Genomic DNA, 17,887 nt, shown 5'->3' with positions numbered 1-17,887 from the left:
AGATCGCGGGGCAGGTGTTGGCCAGCCAATACATTCCCGCCTGCTCAAATTCACGGCTATCGAGTGGATCGCTGCCTTGCGATCATAGTCATTCATTGCCAGTCTACGGGACACACCCATGCAACTTGCTCGCTTTCCTCGCCGTCGTTACACGCTCAGCCAGACGCCGATCGAAAGAATGGAGCATTTGTCCGGGCACCTTGGCGGCGCGCAACTGTACGTCAAGCGCGATGACCTGCTGGGCCTCACGTCCGGCGGCAACAAGACCCGCAAGCTGGAATTCCTCGTGGCCGAGGCGCTGAAGCAGCGGGCGGACACGCTGATCACGGTCGGCGCGGTCCAGTCCAACCACTGCCGGCTGACCGCCGCCGCCGCGGTGCGCGAAGGGCTGAAGTGCCGTCTGGTGCTGGAGCAGCGCGTTCCCGGCAGCTACCGCGCCGATGCCTCGGGCAACAATTTCCTGTTCGATCTGCTGGGGGTCGAAAAGATCACCGTGGTCAACGCCGGCGACGATCTGAACGCGGCGATGGAAGCCGAACGGCAGGCGCTCGCCGCCGAGGGCCGCACCGGCTACATCATTCCGGGCGGTGGTTCGAACGCGATCGGCTCGCTGGGCTATGCCGCCTGTGCCGAGGAGATCCTGCAGCAGGGCTTCGACATGGGGCTGGAATTCGATCGCGTGGTCGTGGCCAGCGGCAGCGGCGGCACGCACGCCGGCCTGCTGGTCGGCTTCAACGCCAACAGCGCGGGGCTGCCCATCACCGGGATCAACGTGCGCCGTCCGGCGGCCGAGCAGGAAGCCAATATCCACGCGCTGACCGCGCAGATCGCCGACTATGCCGGCGTCGCCGCCGTCCCGCGCGAAGCGGTGGTGTGCCGTGACGAATGGGTCGGCCCCGGCTATTCGCTGCCGACCGACGAAATGGTCGAGGCGGTGCGCATGTTCGCCTCGCTCGAAGGCATCCTGCTCGATCCGGTCTATACCGGCAAGGCCGCCGCCGGCCTGATCGGCCTGATCCGCGCCGGCGAGATCGGCCGCGATGAGCGCGTGCTGTTCGTTCACACCGGCGGCTCGCCCGCGCTCTATGCCTACCAGCCGATCCTGAGCGGCGCCGCCGCCGCGCAATGACGCGTCGGACCGCCGGTGTGCTGGGCGGCATGGGGCCGGCCGCCACGATCGATTTCATGGCGAAAGTGCTGGTCCATTCGCAAGGATCGCGTGGGCCGGGCGGGCGCGAGCAGGACGATGTCCGGCTGATCGTCGACAGCAATCCGGCCGTGCCCGACCGCAATGCCGCCGTCGCCGGCACGGGCCCTTCGCCCGCGCCGTTCCTGGCCGACATGGCCCGGGGGCTGGAGCGCGCCGGAGTCGATTTCCTGGTCATGCCGTGCAACGCGGCCCACGCCTTCGCCGATGCGGTGCGCGCGGCGACGCCGGTGCCCTTCGTCAGCCTGATCGACGAAGCGGTTGCCGCGCTGCGGACGCGCTTTCCCGGCGTTGAGCGGGTTGGCGTGCTTGCGGTCAATGGCTGCGCCGACGCCCGCCTGTATGAAAACGCGCTGGCGCCGGCCGGGATCGAGGCCGTCACGCCCCAGGGCGCGCTGCGCCGCCGGTTCATGGATACGGTCTGGGCGATCAAGCGCGGCGACAAGAGCCGGGGCTCGATCGAGGACATGCGCCTTGTCGCCAACGCGCTGATCGAACAGGGCGCTTCGGTGATCATCGCGGGCTGCACCGAAGTGCCGCTGCTGCTGGCCGACGGCGACCTTGACGTGCCGATGCTCGATTCGACCGACGTGCTGGCCCTGCGCACCGTCGCCTATGCCCGGGGCGAGGCGCTTCCCGGCCAATAGGCTGCCTAATAGGCTGCCGGGGCGCGTATTTCAGGGCTTAAATCTCCACCGTTACACGCATAGCCTCACCCGGCCTTGAGCCGGGGTGAGGCTATGGCGTTCGCCGTCGCCTCGGGGCCGGACATTCCGGTTCGGGGCGAAAACCCTCATGTTCCCAAGTCGCCAGTTCTTCGCGCAAGTCCCAGTTCTTCGCGCAAGTCATTGTGCTGCAACATCGCGCGTCCAGGGGCGGCGCCAGCGCACGCGCGCGGATGTCACGCGCCTTCGGCCCATAGCGTCAAGCTATGGGCGCCGCAAACCTTTGAAAGCCCGAAGCGCTGGAAAAGACGCGCAAATCGAAACGGGCCGCATATACTCGCGGAATGGAGAGGCGGAGTTTAGATCGCGTATTGCCGCCAATGCGATGAAGGATCGATGAACCCGTGCCGGCAGCGGCACGCATAAGCAACGGGCTTCCATCGCAAGGCGCCAGACAGGGGGGCCGCCTATGCGTTACATTATCCGGCTGTTGCCGCCGCTGGACGAGCCGGCATCGTGCCCGGCATCCGTCTCTTCGGCCGAAAGCACCGCGTCCGCCGGTAGCGTCGGTTCGCGGGTGGAGCGTGAGCCGCGATACCACGCCGGCTTGCCGGCCTGGCCCGGCGCGGCCTTTTTGCGGCGCCGTTGGCGATAATCGGCGCGTTTGCTTTCTCACCAGGATCGTGGCCCAGGGCTCAACAGTAACAAGGACACCATGATGCGCAAATTCCTGCTTGCAACGACGATGCTGGCGATGACCGTGACGCCTCTGGCGCCGCTTCCCGTCGCCGCGCAGACCGCTCCGGCCACCACCGCCCAGATCACCCCGCCCGAGGCCGTGTTCAAGGCGAAGCCCGGTTCGGACTACTTCCTGGCCAACTACACGCAGATTTCGGCCTGGCTGCAGACCATCGCCAAGCAGAGCGACCGGATGAAGCTGGTCAGTATCGGCAAGACCGCCGAAGGGCGCGAGCAGTACATGGCGATCGTGTCCTCGCCCGAGAACATCCGCAATCTGGAGCATCATCGCCAGATCGCGCAGAAGCTGGCGTGGGCCAAGGGGCTGACCGACGAGCAGGCCCATGCGCTGGCCCGCGAAGGCAAGGCCATGGTCTGGATCGACGCCGGCCTGCACGCGAGCGAGATCGTCAACGCGCAGACCCATGTGCAGATCATCCACGAGATGCTGACCGGCAACGATCCCGAAACGCTGCGGCTGCTGAACGATGACATCATGCTGTTCGCCTTCGCCAACCCGGACGGGCTGGAACTGGTGGCCAACTGGTACATGGGCCCCAAGGACCCCAAGGCGCGGACCACCGACGACTTGCCGGTGCTTTACCAGAAGTACGTCGGCCACGATAACAATCGCGACAGCTTCGCCGCCAACCAGCCCGAAACCACCAACATGAACCGCGCGTCCTATCGCGAATGGTTCCCGCAGATCATCTATAACGAGCATCAGACCGGGCCGGTCGGCACGGTGGTGTTCATCCCGCCGTTCCGCGATCCGTTCAACTACAACTACGAATCGCTGGTCATCAACCAGACCGACATGCTGGGCTACAGTATGCATGCGCGGCTGATCGCCGAAGGCAAGCCGGGCTCGGTGATGCGTTCGGGCGCGCCTTATTCCACCTGGTTCAACGGCGGTGTCCGCACGATCGGCTATTTCCACAACGTGCTCGGCATCCTGACCGAGATCATCGGCAATCCCACCCCGATGAAAATCCCGCTGGTGCCCAAGAACCAGCTGCCGCGCGGCGATCTGGCCGAGCCGATCGCGCCGCAGGAATGGCATTTCCAGCAGTCGATCGACTATGTGAAGACGATGGACCGCGCCGTGCTCGACTATGCGTCGCGCTATCGTGAGACGCTGCTGTACAATCGCTATGTCATGGGCCGCAACCAGATCGCCAAGGGCAGCGAGGACAGCTGGATCGTCACGCCCAAGCGCATCCAGGCGCTGGAGCAGGCCGGCGCGGACAGCCGCGCCAAGAACGCGGGCAGCCCGCTCGATGGCCTGACCGGCTACAACACGCGCGACATCGTCGACAGCGGCCTTTACGATACCGTGCTGCACGATCCGGCCTATCGCGCGCCGCGCGCCTATATCATCCCGGCCGACAGCCAGCCGGACATGCCCACCACCGTCGCTTTCCTGAACTCGCTGCTCAAGGCGGGGATCGAGGTGCAGACGGCCGACAAGCCCTTCACGCTGGACGGCAAGTCCTATCCGGCCGGCTCCTATATCGTGCGCTCCGACCAGGCGTTCCGCCCGCACGTGCTCGACATGTTCGAGCCGCAGGACCACCCGCAGGACTTCGCCTATCCGGGCGGCCCGCCGGTCCGGCCCTATGACATCACCGGCTATACGCTGGCCTACCAGATGAACGTGAAGTTCGACCGCATCCTCGACACCGCGCCGCCGCAGTTCCCGGCGGTGCCCGACGTGATCGAGACCCCGCCGGCCGGCCGCGTGATCGGCACGGGCAAGGCGGGCTATGTCGTCAGCCATGCCACCAACAACAGCTTCACGCTGACCAACCGGCTGATGAAGGCGGGCCAGCAGGTCTACTGGCTGAAATCGGCGACCACGGTCGATGGCGAGCAGATGGCGCCGGGCGCCTTGTGGATCCCCGCCTCTGCCAAGGCGACCGCGATCATCGGCGACAGCGTGTCGCCGCTCGGCATCGATGCCCATGCGGTTGACGCGCGCCCGGCCGGCGAGATGATCCAGCTCAAGCCCACCCGCATCGGCCTGGTCGATATCTATGGCGGCTCGATGGCCTCGGGCTGGAACCGCTGGCTGTTCGACAAGTACGAGTTCGCCTATACCAAGGTGTTCCCGCAGGAGCTTGACGCGGGCAACCTGAACAAGAAATACGACGTGCTGATCTTCCAGAGCGACGTGTTCGGCCGCCAGGGCCGTGGCTCGCGCTCGCAGCCGGCGCCCGCCAGCATCCCGGCCGAATATCGTGCGATGCTCGGCGCATTGACCCCGGAAAAGACCATCCCGGCGGTCACCGCCTTCGCGCGCGGCGGCGGCACGGTCATCGCCGTGGGCGATGCCACGACCATGGGCGAAAAGCTGGGCCTGCCCTTGCGCAACGCCCTGACCACGACCGACAAGGACGGCAAGCAGGTGCCGCTGCCCGACACCAAGTTCTATGTGCCGGGCTCGATCCTTGCCACCACCGTCGATATCGCGCAGCCGCTCGCCTATGGCCTGCCCGCGAATTCGGACGTGTTCTACTACAACAGCCCGGCCTTCACGTTCGCTGAAGGCGATCCCTCGCTGCGCCGCGTCGCCTGGTATGATAAGGACGATCCGCTGCGTTCGGGCTGGGCCTGGGGCCAGAAGACGCTGAAGGGCACCACCGCCATTGTCGACGCTTCGCTCGGCAAGGGCCGCGTGTTCCTGCTTGCTCCCGAAGTGACGCAGCGCGGCCAGCCTTACGCGACGTTCAAGTACCTCTTCAACGGCATTTACTACGGCCCGAGCAAGGCCGGAGACAACGGTTCCGACGACTGACGGACCTGAAGGGCGGAAGACCCTCGTGGCCTTCCGCCCTTCCTTTTTGCCGTCCGGCATTCGGCCGGCCGGGCCAGGCGGCCCCGCCTTCGCCCGGTCTGGAACCCGCGCTCCCGGCGATCGCGTTCGCGGTGTCCGTTCGCAGCATCCGTAACGGTGGCAGGGCAAGGTTCGTCCGTCCCGGTTCGCGGTCGTTTTCGTGCTTGTGTCTCTGGCGGCAGCCGTGCCTATCGACTAGGCCATGTTCCGCACTCGACATGGATCGCCCCCCCGCCGGAAGGAAGCACAAGGTAGGCATGGAACGAAAACTCACGACATACATCATCCTCGGCATGATTCTGGGGATAGCGACCGGGGTGGTCGCCCATGCGATCGTCGGCGGCGATGCGGAACGGGCCAAGACGGTGGCCGACTATTTCCACCTGCTCGCCGATATCTTCCTGCATCTCATCAAGATGATCATCGCGCCGCTGGTACTTTCCACGCTGGTGGCGGGCATCGCCCACATGGGGGACAGCGCGGCGCTGGGCCGCATCGGCGGCCGGGCGATCGCCTGGTTCCTGACCGCGAGCCTGATCTCGATCAGCCTGGGGCTGATCTCGGTCAACCTGTTCTCCCCCGGAGACGGGCTCAATCTGGTGCGCGACGGGGCAGCCAATTCCGGCGTCGATGCCAGCGCGCTCAACTTCGCCGATTTCGTGCTGCACGTGTTTCCGACGTCGGCGGTCGATGCGATGGCGACCAACCAGATCCTCCAGATCGTCGTCTTCTCGCTGTTCGTCGGCGTGGCGCTCACCGCGATCGGCGATCAGGGCAAGCCGATCCTGGCGGTGGTGGAATCGCTGGTCGAACTGATGCTGCAAGTCACCGGCTATGTCATGCGTTTCGCGCCGCTGGCGGTGTTTGGCGCGCTGGCCGCCGCCGTGACCAAGGACGGCATCGGCGTGCTGGTGACGTTCGGCAAGCTGATCGGCGAATTCTACCTGACGCTGATGGTGCTGTGGATATTGCTGGCCGCCGCCGGCTTCGCGGTGCTGGGCAAGCGGCTGTTCCGCCTGCTCCGCTATGTGCGCGAGCCGGTGCTGATCGCCTTTTCCACCGCCTCGTCCGAAGCGGCCTATCCCAAGATGCTGGAACAGCTCGATCGGTTCGGCGTGCCCCGGCGCATCTACAGCTTCATCCTGCCGCTGGGCTACAGCTTCAACCTGGACGGGTCGATGATGTACGCCAGCTTCGCGACGCTGTTCATCGCGCAGGCCTATAACATCGACGTGCCGGTGATGACGCAGATCACCATCCTGCTGGTGCTGATGGTGACGAGCAAGGGCATCGCCGCCGTGCCGCGCGCCTCGCTGGTGGTGGTGGCGGCGACGCTGGGCCAGTTCAACCTGCCGATCGAAGGCGTGGCCTTCATCCTGGCGGTCGATCACTTCATGGACATGGGCCGCACCGCCACCAATGTGCTGGGCAATGCCATCGCCACCTCGGTCGTCACCAAGTGGGAAGGGATGCTGGAGGTGGAAGAGCCCGAATATGTCGAGCACCCGCACGCTCCGGCGCACACCGCCGCCGGCGGTCTGGCGGGCCTGGAGCTGGCCGAGGACATGGTCACGGACGAGCGCAAGGGCTGATCGTGCGCGATCCTCACCCGATGCGCGGTGGCGCGCATCGGGTGAGGGGAGAGATTGTCGGGAAATGCGCGGAAGAGCGCATTTCATAGCGGCACCGGCCCGCGCCCCCACCCGGCCTCCCACGGAAGCATACCGTCATGCGAGGCCGGGTGGGGGCGCGGGCCGGTGCCGTCCATGCGCCATTAAGCGCATGGCCACGCAAACCTCTCAGGTGCAAGCCTCTCAGGTGATGACGTCGGGCGCGGTGCGGCCGGTGTGGCGCGTGATGCCGGCGATCGTTCCGGCGGCGGCTATCAGGTCGGCGAGCATGGCGGATGTTTCCGCGTCCAGCGCGCCGCTCGCCGGTTCGTAGCGCTCCAGATAGACGCGTAGCGTCGCGCCTTGCGTGCCGGTGCCCGAAAGGCGGAAGACGATCCGCGATCCATCGGCGAAGATCACGCGCAGCCCCTGGTTGGAACTGACCGAGTGATCGACCGGATCGGTGTAGGAAAAGCTGTCGGCCGCCTGCACGCTCAGCGGGCCGAAGCTTGCGCCGGCCAGCGTGGGCAGCTTGTCCTTCAGTTCGGCCATCAGGGTATTGGCCGCGCCGCTGTCGATGCCTTCGTAATCGTGCCGTGCGTAATAGTTGCGGCCGAACCGCGCCCAGTGCTCGCGCGCCAGCGCGTCGACCGATATCCCGCGCACCGCCAGGATATTGAGCCAGAGCAGCACGGCCCAGAGCCCGTCCTTCTCGCGCACATGGTCCGATCCGGTGCCCGCGCTTTCCTCGCCGCAGATCGTCGCCATGCCGGCATCGAGCAGGTTGCCGAAGAACTTCCAGCCGGTCGGCGTCTCATAGCAGGCGATGCCCAGCGCCGCGGCCACGCGGTCGGCGGCGGCGCTGGTCGGCATCGAGCGGGCGATGCCCTTGAGCCCGGCCCGGTATCCGGGCGCGACATGCATGTTCGCCGCCAGCATCGCCAGCGAATCGGACGGGGTGACGAAGCGGCCGCGCCCGATGATCAGGTTGCGATCGCCATCGCCATCCGAGGCCGCGCCGAGGTCGGGCGCGTCGGGCCCCATCATCAGGTCGAACAGCGGCTTGGCATGGATCATGTTCGGATCGGGATGGTGCCCGCCGAAATCTTCCAGCGGCACGCCGTTGACCACGGTGCCACGGGCAAAGCCCAGCCGGTTCTCCAGGATCTCGATCGCATAGGGCCCGGTCACGGCGCTCATCGCGTCGAAGCGCATGGTGAAGCCGCCAGCCACCGCCGCGCGGATCGCGGCGAAATCGAACAGCGTTTCCATCAGGTCGGCATAATCGGCCACCGGATCGACCACGGTCACGGCCATGCCGGCGACAGCGACAGTGCCTGGCGTATCGAGATCGACATCGGGCGTATCCACCGTCAGCCAGCGGTCGATCTCCAGCGTGCGCGCGTGGATCGCCCCGGTCACGCCTTCGGGTGCGGGGCCGCCATTGGCGATGTTGTACTTTATGCCGAAATCCTCGTCCGGTCCGCCGGGATTGTGGCTGGCCGACAGGATCAGCCCGCCGCTCGCCCGGTTAAGCCGGATCAGATGGCTGGCGGCCGGGGTCGAAAGGATGCCGCCCCGGCCCACCAGCACGCGGCCATAGCCGTTGGCGGCGGCGATGCGGATCGCCTGCTGGATCACCGTGCGGTTGAGGAAGCGCCCGTCGCCGCCGATCACCAGCGTGGCGCCGGCCTCGGGTCGCACCGCGTCGAACACCGACTGGATGAAATTCTCCGCGTAATTGGCCTGCTGGAAAACCCGGACTTTCTTCCTGAGGCCCGAGGTGCCGGGCACTTGTCCTTCGAACGGCTGGGTCGGCACGGTGCGGATCATGATCATCCCTGATGATGGCGAGACTGGCGAAACGCGAATCACCTTAGCCGCGCCAAAGCGCGACTGCACGCGGTTTGGCGCGGGTTCCGGCGCGTGCCGCGCGGTCAGCCGAACGTGGCGCTTGCCTCCATGCAGCGCGTCTCGCCCTGCTGGGTCCACACGTCCGCGCCGTCGTCGCGATAGTCGCCGCAGACGTGCAGCGGCGTGCCGTCGAACGCCGGGGACATGCCGCGAAAGCGGAAGGTCTTGAGCGTGCGACCCTGGCGCGCGGCAAGATCGGCCAGCAGCGTGGCCTGCAGCGGCCCGTGCACGACCAGGCCGGGATAAGCCTCCTCGTCCATCGCATAGGGCCGGTCGTAGTGGATGCGGTGGCCGTTCATGGTCAGCGCGGAATAGCGGAACAGCAGCACGCTGTCGGGCGCGATCACTTCGTGCGCGGCGGCGGTGATCGCCGGGGTATGGGGCGAGGGCGCCTTGATCGAACCGGGCGCGGCCGCGCCGCGATAGACCAGATCCTGCTCCTCGATCACCGCCGGGCCGCTTTCGCCGGCGATCTCGTGCCGCACGGTGACGAAGATCAGGTCGCCGCTGCGCCCGCTCTTGGCCTCCACCGAAAGGATCGTCGAGGTGCGCGACACCGCTTCGCCCAGATGCAGCGGACGCACGAATTCCAGGCGCCCGCCCGCCCACATGCGGCGGGGCAGGGGCACCGGCGGCAGGAAGCCGCCCTTGGCCGGATGCCCGTCGGCGCCGAGCGCGGCTGGCGGCTGGACGTTCCAGAAATAGAGCCAGTGGTGCAGCGGTGGCAGCACCGCGCCTGCGTCAAGCGGCGCCGGATGGCCGAGCGCGGCGCGCAGCGCGTTCGATCGCGCCGGCTCCAGCCGGTCGGCGGCCTGTTCCTGCTTGCCCACCCAGCCCGAAAAGTCTTCGCTCACGCCACGCTTCTCCCGCATTTGCCGAATCCGGCAGGCCATAGCCGCGCGCGCGGACAATCGCCAGACTTGATATATAATGCATTATCTTTATCGAGAAACGCATGACCGCTTCCGCGCAACCCCTTGCCGGCCGCCGCGTGCTCGAACTGGGCACGATGATCGCCGCGCCTTTCGCCACGCACATCCTGTCGCAACTGGGGGCGGAGGTCATCAAGATCGAGCCGCCGGCCGGCGATACGACTCGCGCGCTGGTGCGCGGCGGGCCTTCGGGCACGATCATCGCCTACAGCCATTCGAAGAAGGCGATCTGCCTCGATCTCACCACCGAAGGCGGCAAGGAGATCTTCCGCAAGCTGGCCACCACGGCCGACGTGGTGATCCACAACCTGGCCCCTTCCGCCGCGCGCAAGCTGGGGGTGACGGCGGACGATTGCATGGCGGCCAATCCCGGCATCATCCACGTCCACGTCAAGGGCTATACCCATGGGCCGCAGGCCGATGACCTGATGACCAACCCGATCGCCGAAGCGGCGACCGGGGCGATGGACGATCACCGCGTCGATGGCCGCCCGACCCGCTTCGGCCCGTCCTATCACGATCAGTTCGCCGGCACTTACGCGGTGATCCGCGTGCTGGGCACGATGCTCAACCCGTACGCCACCGAAGCGGACCGGCGCATCGAGATCGGCCTGTACGAGACCGGGCTGCACCTGGCCGCGCGCGACCTTGCCGGGATGCAGCTCAAGACCCAGCTTCTCGGTCGGCTGGAGAAAGAGGGCGGCGGCGAGTTCTCGATGCCCGGCTATGGCTCCTACCTGACGTCCGACCAGCGCTGGGTCTACCTGCTGATCCTGACCGACGCGCACTGGGCCAAGCTGACGCGCGCGCTCGCCATGCCCGAGGATGGCGTGCCCGAATACGCCAGGCTGCGCGACCGCAAGCAGCGGCGCGACGAGGTGGAGGCGGCGGTGCGCGCGGCGGTGGGCCAGTTCACTTTCGACGACGTGAGCGCGCGGCTGCGCGCGGCGGGGCTGGGCTTCAACGAAGTCATGCCGCTGGAACGCGTGCTCGAAACCCCGCAGGCGCGCCAGCCGGGCAAGCTGCGCGAGCTGGATTTCCGGGGCCTTCATTTCGAGGTTCCCGAATTCGCCGGGCAGGGCGAGGTCGTGCCGAACCTGCCGCCGCCCGAGATCGGCGAGCATACCGTGGAACTGCTGCATGAGCTGGGCTACAGCGACGAGGCGGCGGCAAGCCTCTTGTCCTCGGGCGCGGCCAAGGCTTACCAGCCGGGGGACTTTGCCTGGGCGCCCGTGCGGCAGAAAACGGAATCGACGTGATGGAATTTCGCACGAAGGAAGAGCAGGTTGCTGATTTTCTTCGTGAAGGGATCATTTCCGGCCGCTTCGCGCGCGGCGCGCGGCTGAAGCAGCAGGAAATCGCCACGATGCTCAACACCAGCATCACGCCGGTGCGCGAGGCGCTCAAGCTGCTGGCGGCCGAAGGCTATGTGATCGGGGACAGCTATCGCGGCGCCACGGTCGCCCCGTTCGACCTCGAAACCTCGCGCGAGGTGCTCAACTTGCGCATCCTGCTGGAAACCCAGCTCGTGCGCGGCGCGGCCGAGAACGTGACCGGGGCCGACATTTCCGAGCTGAAAGTGCTGGCTTCCGAATTCGCCAGCGCGTTCGCGGCGGGCGACAACGAGGCGGCGCGCGCGGCGAACTATCGCTTCCACCACCGCATGTTCGCCATCGCGGCGATGCCGCAGACGCTGCATTTCGTGCAGATCCTGTGGGCGCGCTATCCGTTCGATCTGATCAACCGGCTCAAGGGCCGGGTCAGCCGCGCGGCCGACGAGCATGACGAGATGCTCGCGGCGCTGATCGCGGGCGACGCCGGCGCCGCCATGCTGGCCACGCGCCAGCACATCGAGGCCGGTTTCCAGGAATTGCGCGACTCGGTCGCCAGCTTGCCCAATCCCCCTTCAGCGGAGAGCAGATCGCTATGAAAAAGACCCTTTTCCTCGTCATGGACATGATGAACGACCTGGTGGCCGAGGACGGCTTCAACGCCCAGACCTATGGCATCCAGTGCAAGGAGCGCGGCGTGCTGGCCAACACCGCCGCCGCCATCGCCGCCGCGCGCGCGGCCGGGGCGCAAGTGGGCTATGTCCGCGTCGGCTTTTCCAGCGATTACCGCGAGGTGCCCGAGGCTTCGCCGATCTTTTCCGGCGCGCGCAAGAACGGCATCTTCCAGCTCGGCACCAAGGGCACCGAAGTCCATCCCGCGATCGCGCCCGAGCCGAGCGACTTCGACATCGTCAAGCACCGGGTCAGCCCGTTCTATGCCACCTCGCTCGAAGCGATCCTGCGCGCCAACAGGATCGAGCGGATCGTCATGTGCGGCGTTTCGACCAATGGCGTCGTCCATTCGGGCGCGCGCGAGGCGCATGATCGCGACTACGAAGTGGTGATCCTGGAGGATTGCTGCGCCGGCGTGACGCCCGACGAGCACATGCACGCGATCGCCTGCATGGGCCGCTACGGCGCGATCGTCGCTTCGACGGAGTTCGACTGGGCCGCCTGAGCGCGGCGCCAGCCCCAGCCCCGCGATTGAACGAGACTTTTTTGCGTCGGGGATGCCCGGCGCACTGGACTCTCGCTATCCGGCAAAATAATGCATTATCCACAATCTGAACGAATCCGGCGCAAAGCGAAGCCTTTCCGGCGCCCGAAGAGGAGCAAGACATGACCACCGAGGTGAAGGACAAGGAAGTCGGCGCGGCGCCGGCCGAAGGCAAGATCACGCCCGAGGCGATCAAGGCCGCCGAGAACATGATCGGTATGCAGCTGCGGCCCGAAGGGCCCTATCTGCAGGACGCGACCGAGGACACGATCCGCAACTTCTGCAACGGCATCGGCGATCTCAATCCGCTGTACCGCGATCTGGAGCATGGCCGCCTGTCGCGCCATGGCTCGATGGTCGCCCACCCCAACTTCCCGATGGCATTCGGCTGGGTCGGCCGCACCCGCTGGGGCCTGCCGGGCGTGCATGGCTTCTATGCGGGCAACGACTGGGAGATCTTCCGCCACATCCGCCCCGGCGATCGCATCACCGCGATCGAGCGCGTCGTCGGCGTCGAAGTGAAGGAAAGCCAGTTCTCCGGCACGCTGGTGCTCCAGTATGTCGAGGCCAGCTATTACAACCAGCGCGGCGAACTGGTCAGCCGCGCGCTCGGCACCTGCACCCGGCACGAGCGCAAGGCCGCGCGCGAGGCCGGCAAGTATGCCGACATCAAGACGCACGAATACACCCCCGAGGAGTTCGAGCGCATCGACCAGGCGATCCTGGACGAAGAGAAGAACATGCGCGGCGGCAACGTGCGTTACTGGGAAGAAGTCCAGGAAGGCGAGGAACTGCCCGAGATCGTGCGCGGTCCGCTCTCGCTGATGGACACCATGGGCTTCCTGGTCGGCTGCGGCCGCGGCCACACCCACGGCGTGATCTTCAAGAACGCGGTCAAGCACCCCGGCCACTTCTTCCGCAACCCCGAAGCGGGCGGCGGCATCGAATATACCGGCATCGGCCACCACCGCGAATCGACCGCCAAGGAAGTGGGCGTGCCCGGCGTCTATGACTACGGCCCGCAGCGTTCGGCCTGGATGGCCAGCCTCGTCACCAACTGGATGGGCGATGCCGGCTTCCTCAAGCGCATCAAGACCCGCATGAGCCGCTTCAACACCATGGGCGATTGCACCTGGGCGCGCGGCAAGGTGACGCGCAAGTACGTCAAGGACGGCCACGCCCTCGTCGATATCGAGATCAAGGGCGAGAACCAGCGCGGCGAGCTGACCACGCCGGGCCTGGCCACGGTGGTGCTGCCCTCGCTCGACCCGAACATCAAGGTGTTCGTCGATGGCGCCAATCTCGATCTCGAGCTGCCGGTCGTCCGCTAGGGCCAGGCTGCGTGTCGGAAGAGGAGATCAGGCCGCTTGCGGGATTGCGGGTCGTCGCGCACGCCTCCGGTGTCGCGGCGGCCTATGCCGCGCGGCTGCTGGGCGTGCTGGGCGCGCGCGTGCTGCTGGCCGAGCCGCCCGAAGGTTCGGCGCTGCGGCGTGAGCCTCCGTTCCTGCCCGGCCAGGATGGCGGCGAGAGCGGCATGAGCGCGCTGTTCGCCTATCTTGCCGCCGGCATGGACAGCGAAGTGTTCGACCTGGCCGGCGGCCAGGATCACGCACGGCTCGCGGCGCGGCTGGGCGAGGCGGACGTGTTCATCGACGATACGCCGCTGGCCGATCGCGCTGCCCTAGGGCTCGACGAGGCGGCCGTCGCCGGGCGCCATCCCGATCTGATCCATGTCTCGGTCCTGCCCTTCGGCGCGAGCGGGCCCAAGGCGGGCTGGACCGGCGAGGACCTGATCGTCCAGCACGCTTCGGGCGAGGGCAACCTGCTGCCCAACGGGCTGGCGGTGGAGATGTTTCCCGATCGGCCCCCGCTCAAGATCTTCGGCCATTTCGGCACGATGCAGGGCGGCATCGCCGCCGCGCTGGGCGCGCTTTCGGCGCTGTGGGCGCGGCCCGGATGCGGCGGCCAGTATGTCGATATCTCCAGCCAGGACGCCGGCCTTGCCGTCGGCGCCTTCGCCATCCAGCGCCTGGGCGACGGCTCGATCGAGCACCGGGTCGAGCGCAGCTTCCGTTATGGCGGCGTGATCCCCTGCGCCGATGGCCATGTCGAGCTGCTGACGCTGGAACAGCGCCAGTGGGACGGGCTGGTCGACCTGCTCGGCCGGCCGGACTGGGCGCTCGATCCCGCGCTGGGCGATCCGCTGGAACGCAGCCGGCAAGGGCCGATGATCAATGGCCACATCCGCGCCTGGGCGGCCGTGCGCAAGGTCGACGATATCGTCGATGCCGGCCAGAAGCTGGGCGTGCCGCTGGCGCGCTACAAGACGCCCGAGGAAATCCTGGCCGATCCGCAATGCCGCCATCGCGGCCTGTTCCAGCCGGTGGTGGTGGCGGGCGCGGGCGTGCTCGACGTGCTGGTCTCGCCCTTCCATTTCGATGGCGCGTCGCTGGCGCTGGCGGGCGGACCGCCGGCGCTGGGCGAAAGCCGCCGCGAAGCCGAGAAAGTGGAGGGCTGATCATGGCCAAGCCCCTTGCCGGCCTGCGCATCGCCGATTTCACCGTGCACAATGCCGGGCCGTTCTGCACGCACCTGCTGTCGCAGCTGGGCGCCGAAGTCATCAAGATCGAAAGCGCGATGCGTCCCGACGCGTTCCGCAAGCCGCATCCGGTCTATGGCCGCATGGGCCCGGCGACGTTCGACCAGGTGGCATCGACCAAGCTTTCGGTGCGCATCAACCTGAAAAAGCCCGAAGGCATCGCGCTGGCCAAGCGCATCGTCGGCCTGTCCGACGTGGCGGCCGAAAGCTTCCGGCCGGGCGTGATGGGCCGGCTGGGGCTGGGCTATGACGTGCTCAAGGCGGTCAAGCCGGATATCGTCATGCTCTCGGTCTCGTCCTCGGGGCAGAGCGGGCCGGATTCGCATTTCGCCGGCTATGCCCCGCTGTTCGGCGCCTGGGGCGGGCTGGGCGCGCTGACCGGATACGAGGATGGGCCGCCGGTCGAGATCCGCCACGTCATGGACCACACCGTGGGCATGAACGCGGCGATGGCGGTCATGGCTGCGCTGCACCGGCGCCGCGCCACCGGCCGTGGCACGCATCTGGATGTCGCCGCGCGCGACGTGGCCTCCTCGCTGGTGGGCGAGGCGCTGCTGCTCGCCGCCGCCGGCGGGGCGCCCGGCCGCATGGGCAATGCGCACGCGCGCATGGCGCCGCACGGCGTCTATCCGGCCAGCGGCGAGGATCGCTGGATCGCCATCGCTGTGGCCGGTGATGCGCAATGGCACGCGCTGGCCCAGGCGATGGGCCGGCCCGAGCTGTCTGCCGACCCGCGCTTCGCCACCGCCGCCGCACGCAACGACAACCAGGCCGCGCTTGACGAGGCTGTCGCGGCCTGGACCTCCACGCAGGATGCCAATGCCGCGGCCGAGACGCTGCAGGCCCACGGCATTGCCGCCCATGCCTCCTGGACCACGCCCGAGCTGGCCGGCGATGCCCATCTGCGCGCGCGCAAGGCGATCGTCGATGTGGTCGAGCCCGATGGCACGGTGCGCGCCGCCGTCGGCGTGCCGATGCGCCTGTCGAAAGGCGCGGACGTGGGCATCCATCGCGGCACGCCCAAGCTCGGCGAGCATGAGGATCACGTCTACGGCGAGCTGCTCGGCATGGACCGGGCGGAGCGGCGCAGGCTGGAAGAGGCTGAAATCATTTACTGACCGTACCGGCGGAACCAGGCGCCGGCGGGAGAGGAAGGAACAGACAGGAATGGTCGATATCCCGATAAGCGCGATGCCCCGCATGGATGGGCAAGTCGCGATCGTCACGGGTGCCGCCGGCGGCATCGGCAGCGAAGTGGTCCGCACGTTCGCGGCGGCGGGCGCGACCGTGATCGCCACCGATCTGGGCGCGGAAAACCCGTTCGAAGGCGCCGAGCGCGTCCACTACATACGCTATGACGTGACCTCTGCCGAGGATACCGCCAGCGTGGTGTCAGGCACGCTGGCCGCGCATGGCCGCATCGACGTGCTGGTCGCTTGCGCGGGCGCGATTTCCAACCTCTCGCTGGCCGATGCCAGCGACGAGGAATGGGAGAAGATCTGGCGCGTCAACACCATGGGCGTGGTCAATCCGGTGCGCGCGATCTATCCGGTGATGGTCGATCAGGGCTATGGCAAGATGGTGGCGCTGGGTTCGATCGCCGCCAAGATCGGCGGCGTCGCCTCGGGCCCGGCCTATGTGGCGGCCAAGTCGGCGGTGCATGGCCTGATGAAATGGGTGGCCAAGTCCGGCGCGAAGCATGGCGTCTATGCCAACATCATCGCCCCCGGCCCGGTCGAGACGCCGATGTGGCAGAAGTGCACCGATGGCGCGCCGCCGCCGGCCAGCGGGCCGACCGCCAACAGCAATGTCCCGCTCGGCCGCTATGGCCAGCCCGAGGATATCGCGCAGGGCATCCTGTTCCTGTGCTCGCCGCAATCGAACTGGATCACCGGCACGACGCTCGACGTCAACGGTGGCATGTTGATGGATTGAGGCGATGAGCGATCAGACAATTCCCGCCGGCTTCATCGGCCTGGGCGTCATGGGTTCGGGCATGTGCGCCAATGTCGCGCGCAAGCACCAGGGCCCGGTCTACGCGTTCGACAGGGTTCCGGCCGCGCTGGAAGCGGCGGGGGCCGCGGGCGCGCGGCCGGCCGCATCGGTGGCGGCACTGGCCGCGCAGGCCGAAGTGATCTTCCTCTCGCTGCCCGGCGGCAAGCAGGTGGCGGCGGTGTGCGAGGAGATCGCCGCTCATGCCGCCCCCGGAACCGTGGTGGTCGATCTTTCGACCACCGCCGTTGCCGAGGCGCGTGCGGTCGCAGCCATGCTCGCGGAAAAGGGCCTGCTCTTCGCCGATGCGCCCGTCGCGCGCACGCGCCAGGCGGCGATCGACGGCACGCTTTCGATCATGGTCGGCGCCGCTGACGCGCTGTTCGCGCGGATCGCGCCGCTGCTGCGCTACATGGGCAGCGACGTGACGCATTGCGGCGATGTCGGCTGCGGCCAGGTGGTCAAGCTGATCAACAACACCTTGCTGTTCGAGCAAGTGGCGGCGCTGGCCGAAATGGTCGTCGTGGCCGAACGGGCGGGCGTGACCGGGGCCAAGCTGGTCGAGGCGGTCTCGCTCGGTTCGGGTGACAGCTTCGCGCTGCGCAACCATTGCTTCAAGGCGATGGTGCCGCGCCAGTTTCCCGAAAAGGCCTTCCCTTCGCCCTATGTGCTGAAGGATCTGGGCTATACCATCGAGCTGGCCGAGCAGATGCAGGTCGAGCCGCGGTTGCCGCGCCTTGCCGCCGAATACTACCGCGCGGCGATCGAACAGGGTATCGGCGACAAGTATTTCCCGGCGATCATCGAGGTGATCGACCGCGCGTAAGACCACCAGGGGAGGGCGAGG

Annotated in this window: 14 protein-coding genes; 12 read left to right on the top strand and 2 right to left on the bottom strand. The window is 67.3% G+C overall.

Annotation, left to right across the window (positions count from 1 at the left end):
- Positions 1–118: 118 nt before the first annotated feature.
- The 4 genes from PYV00_RS12585 to PYV00_RS12570 all read left to right on the top strand — a co-directional run bounded on the left by PYV00_RS12585 (position 119) and on the right by PYV00_RS12570 (position 7,038).
- Positions 119–1,129, top strand: coding sequence for a D-cysteine desulfhydrase (locus PYV00_RS12585; RefSeq protein ID WP_275228614.1), 1,011 nt, complete (start codon positions 119–121; stop codon positions 1,127–1,129).
- Entirely contained in the window at positions 1,126–1,854 is a 729-nt protein-coding gene (locus PYV00_RS12580) for an aspartate/glutamate racemase family protein (protein ID WP_275228613.1), read from the top strand. The genes PYV00_RS12585 and PYV00_RS12580 overlap by 4 nt, the downstream gene beginning before the upstream one ends.
- Positions 1,855–2,590: 736 nt before the next feature.
- Positions 2,591–5,407 (top strand): M14 family metallopeptidase, encoded by a 2,817-nt coding sequence (locus tag PYV00_RS12575; protein ID WP_275228612.1) that lies wholly within the window; start codon positions 2,591–2,593, stop codon positions 5,405–5,407.
- Between the two features lie 296 nt (positions 5,408–5,703).
- Positions 5,704–7,038 (top strand): dicarboxylate/amino acid:cation symporter, encoded by a 1,335-nt coding sequence (locus PYV00_RS12570; protein WP_275228611.1) that lies wholly within the window; start codon positions 5,704–5,706, stop codon positions 7,036–7,038.
- 222 nt (positions 7,039–7,260) lie between these two features.
- On the opposite strand, the gene PYV00_RS12565 is transcribed toward PYV00_RS12570, so the two are convergent.
- Positions 7,261–8,895 (bottom strand): alpha-D-glucose phosphate-specific phosphoglucomutase, encoded by a 1,635-nt coding sequence (locus tag PYV00_RS12565; RefSeq protein WP_275228610.1) that lies wholly within the window; start codon positions 8,893–8,895, stop codon positions 7,261–7,263.
- Positions 8,896–8,993: 98 nt separating this feature from the next.
- Positions 8,994–9,824 carry an FAS1-like dehydratase domain-containing protein gene (locus PYV00_RS12560; RefSeq protein WP_275228609.1) on the bottom strand — a complete coding sequence of 277 codons (831 nt, stop codon included), beginning with the start codon at positions 9,822–9,824 and terminating at the stop codon, positions 8,994–8,996.
- Between the two features lie 101 nt (positions 9,825–9,925).
- Between PYV00_RS12560 and PYV00_RS12555 the strand changes: the two genes are divergently transcribed.
- From PYV00_RS12555 to PYV00_RS12520, 8 genes are all read left to right on the top strand, one after another.
- On the top strand, positions 9,926–11,161 hold the full coding sequence (locus PYV00_RS12555; protein WP_275228608.1) for a CaiB/BaiF CoA transferase family protein: 1,236 nt from the start codon (positions 9,926–9,928) through the stop codon (positions 11,159–11,161).
- The gene (locus PYV00_RS12550) at positions 11,161–11,832 is read left to right on the top strand and encodes a GntR family transcriptional regulator (protein WP_275228607.1); all 672 of its coding nucleotides are present in this window, start codon (positions 11,161–11,163) and stop codon (positions 11,830–11,832) included. Before PYV00_RS12555 ends, PYV00_RS12550 begins: the two co-directional genes overlap by 1 nt.
- Positions 11,829–12,410 carry a cysteine hydrolase family protein gene (locus PYV00_RS12545; protein ID WP_275228606.1) on the top strand — a complete coding sequence of 194 codons (582 nt, stop codon included), beginning with the start codon at positions 11,829–11,831 and terminating at the stop codon, positions 12,408–12,410. Before PYV00_RS12550 ends, PYV00_RS12545 begins: the two co-directional genes overlap by 4 nt.
- 161 nt (positions 12,411–12,571) lie before the next feature.
- A complete protein-coding gene (locus tag PYV00_RS12540; RefSeq protein ID WP_275228605.1) occupies positions 12,572–13,780 on the top strand; it encodes an FAS1-like dehydratase domain-containing protein in 1,209 nt (402 codons plus the stop codon).
- Positions 13,781–13,791: 11 nt separating this feature from the next.
- Positions 13,792–14,967 carry a CoA transferase gene (locus tag PYV00_RS12535; RefSeq protein WP_275228604.1) on the top strand — a complete coding sequence of 392 codons (1,176 nt, stop codon included), beginning with the start codon at positions 13,792–13,794 and terminating at the stop codon, positions 14,965–14,967.
- Between the two features lie 2 nt (positions 14,968–14,969).
- Complete coding sequence (locus PYV00_RS12530) at positions 14,970–16,166, top strand: CaiB/BaiF CoA transferase family protein (RefSeq protein WP_275228603.1); 1,197 nt, start codon at positions 14,970–14,972, stop codon at positions 16,164–16,166.
- 49 nt (positions 16,167–16,215) lie between these two features.
- Entirely contained in the window at positions 16,216–16,983 is a 768-nt protein-coding gene (locus PYV00_RS12525) for an SDR family NAD(P)-dependent oxidoreductase (protein WP_275228602.1), read from the top strand.
- Positions 16,984–16,987: 4 nt separating this feature from the next.
- Entirely contained in the window at positions 16,988–17,866 is an 879-nt protein-coding gene (locus PYV00_RS12520; RefSeq protein ID WP_275228601.1) for an NAD(P)-dependent oxidoreductase, read from the top strand.
- Positions 17,867–17,887: the final 21 nt, after the last annotated feature.

Source organism: Novosphingobium album (ex Liu et al. 2023) (assembly GCF_029076845.1).
In the GTDB taxonomy this organism is placed as follows: Bacteria; Pseudomonadota; Alphaproteobacteria; order Sphingomonadales; family Sphingomonadaceae; genus Novosphingobium.
Note: the sequence above shows the minus strand (reverse complement) of the source record. Positions and strands in the feature narration are given on the sequence as shown.